The following is an 8188-nucleotide window of genomic DNA, read 5'->3' as shown; positions in this document are numbered from 1 at the left end:
GGGGCGGGCCCGCATACTGCGGGCCCGCGAAGGTGCTCCACGGACGGCTCCTGGCTCGACGGCGCCACCTTGGCATGCCCAGGCGGTTCACCGCTGAGCCCGCCGTCGTCAACAAGCACTCAGGAGACGCTCGATGCCCCGCAACCCGTGGCGCGCCGCCGCAGGCCTGGCCCTGCTGTTGATGGCCGCACTGCCCGCCGCCGCCCAACGGCTGCTGCCCGACCGGGCCCATGAGCAGCTGTCGCCGCGCGAGCGCATCGACCTAGAGACCGGCTGGCGCTTCCAGCGTGGCGACCCGGCCGGCGCCACGGCGCGGCTGATGTACGACCTGCGGCCCGAGGTCGTGCAGTCGGCCGACGGCAAGGTGGCCGACGCCCAGCCCGAGGAAGCCCAGCGGGCCAAGGGCCCGCGCGACGGCGTGCTCAAGCCTTGGGTGCTGCCCAGCGCCAACGCCTTCATCAAGGACCCGGCCCGCCGCCACGTCCGCCCGCCAGGGCACCCGGGCGGCGACCTGCCCATCGTGCAGGCCGGCTTCGACGACAGCGGCTGGCGCGCCGTCACGCTGCCGCACGACTGGGCCATCGAGGGGCCCTTCCTGGAGACCGGCCCCTATGGCGGCATGGGGCGGCTGCAGACCTGGGGCCCCGTCTGGTACCGCAGGAAGCTCGACATCACGGCCGCCGACCGCGGGCGCGCGATCTTTCTGGATGTGGACGGCGCGATGTCGTACGCCACGGTCTGGCTCAACGGCAAGCTGGTCGGCGGCTGGCCCTATGGCTACACATCATTCCGGCTGGACCTGACGCCCTACGTCCAGCCCGGCGGCGTGAACCAGTTGGCCATCCGGCTGGACAACCCGCCGGAGTCCGCCCGCTGGTATCCCGGCGCGGGGCTGTACCGCAAGGTCTGGCTGACCAAGACCGATCCCGTCCACGTTGCGCACTGGGGCACCCAGGTGCGCACGCCGCAGGTCTCCGCTGAACAGGCCACCGTGGCGCTGGAAGTCCGTGTCGACAACGGCGGGCGCAGCGACGCCCGCGTGGACGTGGCGACCGAGTTCTTTGCGCTGGACGTCGAAGGCCGCCGTCACGGCGGCGCGGTGGCGCGCATCAGCCGGGCGGGCCTCGTCGTGCCGGCGTGCGGGCAGCGCGTGGCGGCCGGCGCAGCCCGCATCGCCAAGCCGCGCTTGTGGGGGCCCAGGCCGCAGCAGCAGCCCCACCGCTATGTGGCCGTCACGCGGGTGAAGCGCGACGGCCGGGTGGTGGACCGCTACGAGACCCGCTTCGGCATCCGCTCGCTGCGCTTCGACCCCGACACCGGCCTGCACGTGAACGGCCAGCCGGTGCGGCTGAACGGCGTCAACAACCATCACGACCTGGGCGTGCTGGGCGCGGCGTTCAACGTGCGCGCCGCCGAGCGGCAGCTGGAGATCCTGCAGGCCATGGGCGCCAATGCGCTGCGCATGGCGCACAACCCGCCGGCGACCGAACTGCTGGAGCTGGCCGACCGCATGGGCTTCCTGGTCGTCGACGAGATCTTCGATTCCTGGGAGCGCAAGAAGACGCCGCTGGACTTCCACCTCGTCTTCCCGGACTGGCACGAGCCCGACCTGCGCGCCATGCTGCGCCGCGACCGCAACCACCCGTCGGTGATCCTGTGGAGCATCGGCAACGAGGTGGGCGAGCAGTACACCGGCACCGACGGCGCGGCGGTGGCGCGCCGCCTGCACGAGATCGCCCGCGAGGAGGACCCGACGCGGCCCACGACGATGGCGATGAACTACGCCAAGTCCGACATGCCGCTGCCCGCCGAGGTTGACGTCATCGGCCTGAACTATCAGGGCGAGGGCATACGCCAGGACCCGGAGTTCGAGGGCACGGACCGCATCCGCACCCCGCCGCAGTACCCGCTGTTCCACGCGAAGTTCCCGGACAAGCTCATCCTCAGCAGTGAGACGGCCTCCGCCTTCAGCAGCCGCGGCGTTTACCTCTTCCCGGTCACACCGGCGAACAGCGCCATCACCCGCGACGGCCGCGGCGGCGACTCGGCAAGCCGTCAGGTCAGCGCCTACGAGCTGCATGCGGTGGACTTCGGCGCCTCCGCCGACAAGGTGTTCGCGGCGCTGGACCGCCATCCTTATGTGGCGGGCGAGTTCGTGTGGACCGGCTTCGACTACCTCGGCGAGCCCACGCCCTACTACGCCTCGCGCAGCTCCTACTCCGGCATCGTGGACCTTGCCGGCTTCCCCAAGGACCGCTACTGGCTGTACCAGTCGCGCTGGCGGCCCGGGCTGCCGATGGCCCACCTGCTCCCGCACTGGACCTGGCCCGAGCGCGTTGGACAGGTCACGCCGGTGCACGCCTTCACCAGCGGGGACGAGGCGGAGCTGTTCCTCAACGGCCGATCCCTGGGGCGGCGCAAGAAGGGACCGCTGGAGTACCGCCTGCGCTGGGACGACGTGGTGTACGAGCCCGGCGAACTCAAGCTGGTGGCCTACCGGCATGGCCAGCCCTGGGCGACGGCGAGCGTCGCGACGGCGGGCGAGGCCAGCCAGCTCGCGCTGGCTGCGGACCGTGCCGATATCGCCGCTGATGGCAGCGACCTGAGCTTCGTCACCGTGCGCATCGCCGACGCGGCGGGCAGCACGGTGCCCCGCGCCGCGCCGCGCGTGCGCTTCAGCGTCGACGGCCCGGGCGAGATCGTCGCCACCGACAACGGCGACGCCACCAGCTTCGAGCCCTTTGTGGCCACCAGCCGCCGGACGTTCAGCGGGCAGGCCCTGGTCATCGTGCGTGGCCGCCGCGGCGAGGCGGGTGCGTTCAAGCTGCGCGCCGAAGCCGACGGCCTGGCGCCCGCCGAGCTGACGTTGCGCAGCCGCTGAAGCCTTACTCCGGGTAGCGCTTGCCCTGCGACGGCAGCGCCCAGTCGTCGCTGCGAAACGGCGCGGCGGGCAGGCCGTCGCCGGCCACGAGGTTGGACTCGCTCGGGTTGTCGACCCAGGCATAGCGTGCCGCCACCGGCACGGGCACGTCAGGGCTGCTCAGCACCACATGGTCGCCGTCGATGCGTGCCTGCGCCGCGAAAAAGCGGCGGTCGGCACCGGACAGCGCAAAGCCGTGCAAGGCCTCGCCGGCCCGGGCTGTGCGCAGCCCGCCGGCCGTGGCGCTGAACTGCAGCCACAGTTCCTTGCCCCTGACCTCGCTGCGCGCAAGGCGGGGGCCGCTGGCCGGCGCTTCGCGCAGCCCCATGTCGTGCAGGGCCAGTGCTGCCAGGCGGTCACCCAGCGTGCGCTTGTTGCGCGGGTGGATGTCGTTGGCGTCGCCCACGTCGATGGCGACAGCCATGCCGGTGTGGGGCAGCTTGAGCGCTTGCGCCTGCGCGTCGCGCAGTTCGGCCCAGCCGCCTTCGCCCAGCCGGTTGTCCTGCAGCGGCAGGAAGGACGCCAGCTGCACGAAGAGGAAGGGCAGTTGCGGCTGCTGGAATTGACCACGCCAGTCCTGGATCAAGCGCTGGAAGCCGCCCGCGTACGCCGCCGCCCGGCCGGTGTTGCTCTCGCCCTGGTACCAGAGCACGCCGCGCAAAGGCAGGCCTTGCAGCGGCGCGATCAGGCCGTTGTGCGCCAGCGTCGGCGCGTCGTTCGCGGTGGGTTCCGTGGCCACCCGCGGCTCGGCCACGCGCGCGCGCCAGGTGCCGGCCAGCGGCACCGCGCCGGCGGGCGTGTCCAGGCGCATCGCTGCGGCGTCGCCGTGGAAGCCCCCGCCACCGCCGGTGTCGGTGATGCGCACCGCGATCCAGTTGGCACCGGCCCTCAGCAGCCCCGGCGCGACCTCATAGCGGCGCGATCGTTCGTAGCCGCACTGGCCGCCCACGCGCTGGCCGTTGACCCAGACCTCGTCGCAGTCGTCCACTTTGGCCAGGTGCAGGCTGGCCGCGCCGGCCGCCTGGCTCGGGCTCATCTCGATGCGCCGGCGCATCCAGACGATGCCGTCGAGATCGGCAAGCCCCTGGCTTTCCCAGACCTGTGGCGCCTGCAGCGTCGGCCAGTCGGCGTCGATGTCGATGTCGATGTCGCCGGCTTCCGACCAGCGGCGCGTATCCACGCCCGTCCAGGGCAGCCCGGGCTGCCAGCGCTGCAACCGCGCTTCGATCTGCTGACGGCGCAATCGAGTGAACTGGTTCACGTCGGCCGGCAGTGCGCGCACCGCGCCGGCCAGTTCGGGGTCAGCCAGCGCGGCGTCCTGGCGCACCCAGGTCTCCAGATGGGAACCGCCCCAGGCGGTGTTGACGAGACCGATGGGCACGCCCTGCGCAAGCTGCATCCGGCGCGCGAAGTGATAGCCCACCGCGCTGAAGCTGCCCACCTTGCCCGCTTCCGCGACCGCCCAGTCGGCCGGCGCAATGTCGGCCTGTGGCTGCAGGCTGGCTCGCAGCGGGACGCGCAGATGCCGCAGCTGCGGGTTCTGCGGGCTGCCGTCTTCCTGCGGGCCGGTGTCGGTGGCCGACAGCGGCCATTCCATGTTGGACTGGCCGCCCAGCAGCCAGACGTCGCCGACCAGCACGTCCTTCAGCTCGATGCGCTGGTCGCCGGCAACGATCAGCCGGTGCGGGCCACCCGCCGGCAGCGCCGCGAGCCGCACGGCCCAGCGGCCGTCGGCCGGCACGCGCACGCTGGCCTGGCGCCCGGCCAGTTGCACGGCGAGCGTCTGCCCGGGCGTCGCCCATCCCCACAGGCGGATGGGCTGCTCGCGCTGCAACACCATGTGCTCGCCGAAGATGTTCGCGAGCCGCACCTCGGCCTGCGTGCTGGTGGCGGCCAGGGCCAGTGCCAGCGGCAGCAGCCAGCGGCGCGGTCCAAGGGGCGAGGAAGGCGCAGCGGTCATCAAATTGGTCCGGGTGCAGTGCTCGATGGCTTCGAGCGCACGGCGCGCCTCGGACGCCGTCGAGGCGGGGGTCATGAGCCTATGAGGCCCGGGGCGGCCCGCGCCAGCGGACCGGTGTGCAGTCAGACAGCGCCGGCGCTGCGTTCAAGACGCCAGCGGTTGCGGCTGCGGCTCGGCGGCACGCGCGGCCTCCATCGGCGTGATGTTCTGGGCCAGCTGCCCCTTAGGGCCCTGCACGAGGTCGAACTGCACCTGGCTGCCCTGCTTCAGCGTCCGGAAACCTTCCATCTGGATCGCCGAGAAATGAGCGAAGACGTCATCGCCGCCGGCGTCCGGCTCGATGAATCCAAAGCCCTTGGCATCGTTGAACCACTTGACTTTGCCCAGCGCCATCATGTTGTCTCCATTTTCTGTGGCACCTCCAGGGGAGGCGGAGGCAGATTCTGGTGACGTGAACAATGGCGTCAATTCGGGACCTTCCCGGCCGGGTTGACCCGGGGGCGCTTGCAATTCCGCGCAGCGGCGCCAATTGCCGACGGTCGCGGGGATTGCTGGCCCTCCCGAGGGAAATACCCCCGTCGATAGAATCCCGACATGCCTGTGCTCCCCGTCTTTTCAACGCAAAACCAGTCGGTTCCGCCGCCGCCCGTGCCTCCTGTGAAGCCGGGCCGCGACGAGGGCGACGGGGCGGTGGTCGTCGAGCGCCAGACGCAGAAAACCGAGCCTCCGCGGCTCTACCAGGTCCTGCTGCTGAACGACGATTTCACCCCGATGGAGTTTGTTGTCATGGTTCTGCAGGAATTTTTCCGGCATGACCTCGATACGGCGACGCAGATCATGCTCAAAATCCACCACGAGGGTCGCGGGGTCTGCGGTGTCTTTACCAAGGACGTCGCCGCGACCAAGGTGGAGCTGGTGTTGGCCGCCTCACGGCGTGCCGGCCACCCCCTGCAGTGCATTATGGAGGCCGCATGATTGCGCAAGAGCTTGAAGTCAGTTTGCACATGGCGTTTGTCGAAGCACGCCAGCAGCGGCACGAATTCATCACCGTCGAGCACCTGCTGCTCGCGCTGCTCGACAACCCCAGCGCCGCGGAGGTGCTGCGCGCCTGTGCGGCCAACCTGGACGACCTGCGCAAGAGCCTGACGCAGTTCATCAAGGAAAACACGCCCATGGTGGGCGGCAGCGACGAGGTGGACACCCAGCCGACGCTGGGCTTCCAGCGCGTCATCCAGCGCGCCATCATGCACGTGCAGAGCACGGGCAGCGGCAAGAAGGAAGTGACCGGCGCCAACGTGCTCGTCGCCATCTTCGGCGAGAAGGATTCGCACGCCGTCTACTACCTGCACCAGCAGGGCGTCACGCGCCTGGACGTCGTCAACTTCATCGCCCACGGCATCAAGAAGACCGACCCCGAGCCGCCCAAGGCGCCGGAAGGGCAGGGCCAGGCCCAGGAGGGTGAGCGCGAGGAAGGCGAGGGTGGCAATGCCAAGGCGTCGCCGCTGGAGCAGTTCACGCAGAACCTGAACCAGCAGGCCAAGGACGGCAAGATCGACCCGCTGATCGGCCGCGAGTCCGAGGTCGAGCGCGTCGTGCAGGTGCTGTGCCGCCGCCGCAAGAACAACCCGCTGCTGGTGGGCGAGGCCGGTGTCGGCAAGACGGCCATCGCCGAGGGCCTGGCCTGGCGGATCACCGAAGGCGAAGTGCCCGAAGTGCTGGCCGATTCCGTCGTCTACTCGCTGGACATGGGCGCGCTGCTGGCAGGCACCAAGTACCGCGGCGATTTCGAGCAGCGCCTGAAGGCGGTGCTGAAGGCGTTGAAGGACCAGCCACATGCCATCCTCTTCATCGACGAGATCCACACGCTGATCGGCGCCGGCGCGGCGTCGGGCGGCACGCTGGACGCGAGCAACCTGCTCAAGCCGGCGCTGTCCAGCGGCGCGATGAAGTGCATCGGTGCGACCACCTTCACCGAGTACCGCGGCATCTTCGAGAAGGACGCGGCGCTGAGCCGGCGCTTCCAGAAGATCGACGTGGCCGAGCCGTCGGTGGAGCAGACCATCGAGATCCTCAAGGGCCTCAAGAGCCGCTTCGAGGAGCACCACTCGGTCAAGTACGCGCTGGGCGCGCTGCAGGCAGCGGCGGAGCTGTCGGCCAAGTACATCAACGACCGCCACCTGCCGGACAAGGCCATCGACGTCATCGACGAGGCCGGTGCCGCGCAGCGCATCCTGCCCAAGAGCAAGCAGAAGAAGACCATCACGCGCGTGGAGGTCGAGGACATCGTCGCCAAGATCGCGCGCATCCCGCCCGCGTCCGTCAACAGCGACGACCGCAGCAAGCTCAAGACGCTGGACCGCGACCTGAAGAGCGTCGTGTTCGGCCAGGACCCGGCCGTCGATGCGCTGGCCGCCGCCATCAAGATGGCGCGCTCGGGCCTGGGCCGGCCGGACAAGCCGGTGGGCTCGTTCCTGTTCAGCGGCCCCACGGGCGTCGGCAAGACCGAAGTGGCCAAGCAGCTCGCCTACATCCTGGGCATCGAACTGATCCGCTTCGACATGTCGGAGTACATGGAGCGCCACGCCGTCAGCCGCCTGATCGGTGCGCCTCCGGGCTATGTCGGTTTCGACCAGGGCGGCCTGCTGACCGAGGCCGTCACGAAGAAGCCGCACGCGGTGCTGCTGCTGGACGAGATCGAGAAGGCGCACCCGGATGTCTTCAACGTGCTGCTGCAGGTCATGGACCACGGCACGCTGACGGACAACAACGGGCGCAAGGCCGACTTCCGCAACGTCATCATCATCATGACGACGAACGCGGGCGCCGAGGCGCTGAACAAGGCCACCATCGGCTTCACCAACTCGCGCCAGCAGGGCGACGAGATGGCCGACATCAAGCGCCTGTTCACGCCCGAGTTCCGCAACCGCCTGGACGCCATCGTGTCCTTCCGCCCGCTGGACGAGGAAATCATCCTGCGCGTGGTCGACAAGTTCCTGCTGCAACTGGAAAGCCAGCTGCAGGAGAAGAAGGTCGAGGTCAGCTTCTCCGACGCGCTGCGCAAGCATCTCGCCAAGAAGGGGTTCGACCCGCTGATGGGCGCGCGGCCGATGCAGCGCCTCATCCAGGACACCATCCGCCGCGCGCTGGCCGACGAGCTGCTGTTCGGCAAGCTGGTCGATGGCGGCCGCCTGGGTGTGGACGTGGACGAGAAGGGCGAGACGGTGCTGGACATCCAGCCGACGCCGCCCAAGCCCAGCAAGGACGGCAAGCCCAAGGCGGAGCCGGCGACGGCCTGAGCGGCCGGTTCA

Annotated in this window: 5 protein-coding genes; 3 read left to right on the top strand and 2 right to left on the bottom strand. The window is 69.9% G+C overall.

Features of this window, described 5'->3' with window-relative positions:
* The first annotated feature begins 133 nt into the window (after window positions 1–133).
* Window positions 134–2881, top strand: a complete 2748-nt coding sequence (gene galB, locus ASD35_RS22655; RefSeq protein ID WP_056877175.1) for a beta-galactosidase GalB — start codon at window positions 134–136, stop codon at window positions 2879–2881.
* Between the two features lie 4 nt (window positions 2882–2885).
* Here the strand turns inward: galB and ASD35_RS22650 are convergent, their stop codons facing one another.
* Together ASD35_RS22650 and ASD35_RS22645 are read right to left on the bottom strand one after the other, a co-directional pair.
* Window positions 2886–4880, bottom strand: a complete 1995-nt coding sequence (locus tag ASD35_RS22650; protein ID WP_162254509.1) for a sialate O-acetylesterase — start codon at window positions 4878–4880, stop codon at window positions 2886–2888.
* Between the two features lie 144 nt (window positions 4881–5024).
* Window positions 5025–5273 (bottom strand): cold shock domain-containing protein, encoded by a 249-nt coding sequence (locus ASD35_RS22645; RefSeq protein WP_056877491.1) that lies wholly within the window; start codon window positions 5271–5273, stop codon window positions 5025–5027.
* A 201-nt stretch (window positions 5274–5474) separates the two neighbouring features.
* On the opposite strand from ASD35_RS22645, the gene clpS reads away from it, so the two are divergent.
* Together clpS and clpA are read left to right on the top strand one after the other, a co-directional pair.
* Window positions 5475–5855 carry an ATP-dependent Clp protease adapter ClpS gene (gene clpS, locus ASD35_RS22640; protein ID WP_056877173.1) on the top strand — a complete coding sequence of 127 codons (381 nt, stop codon included), beginning with the start codon at window positions 5475–5477 and terminating at the stop codon, window positions 5853–5855.
* A complete protein-coding gene (gene clpA, locus ASD35_RS22635) occupies window positions 5852–8176 on the top strand; it encodes an ATP-dependent Clp protease ATP-binding subunit ClpA (protein ID WP_056877172.1) in 2325 nt (774 codons plus the stop codon). Before clpS ends, clpA begins: the two co-directional genes overlap by 4 nt.
* Window positions 8177–8188: the final 12 nt, after the last annotated feature.

Source organism: Pelomonas sp. Root1444, assembly GCF_001426885.1.
Taxonomy (GTDB): domain Bacteria; phylum Pseudomonadota; class Gammaproteobacteria; order Burkholderiales; family Burkholderiaceae_C; genus Pelomonas.
Note: the sequence above shows the minus strand (reverse complement) of the source record. Positions and strands in the feature narration are given on the sequence as shown.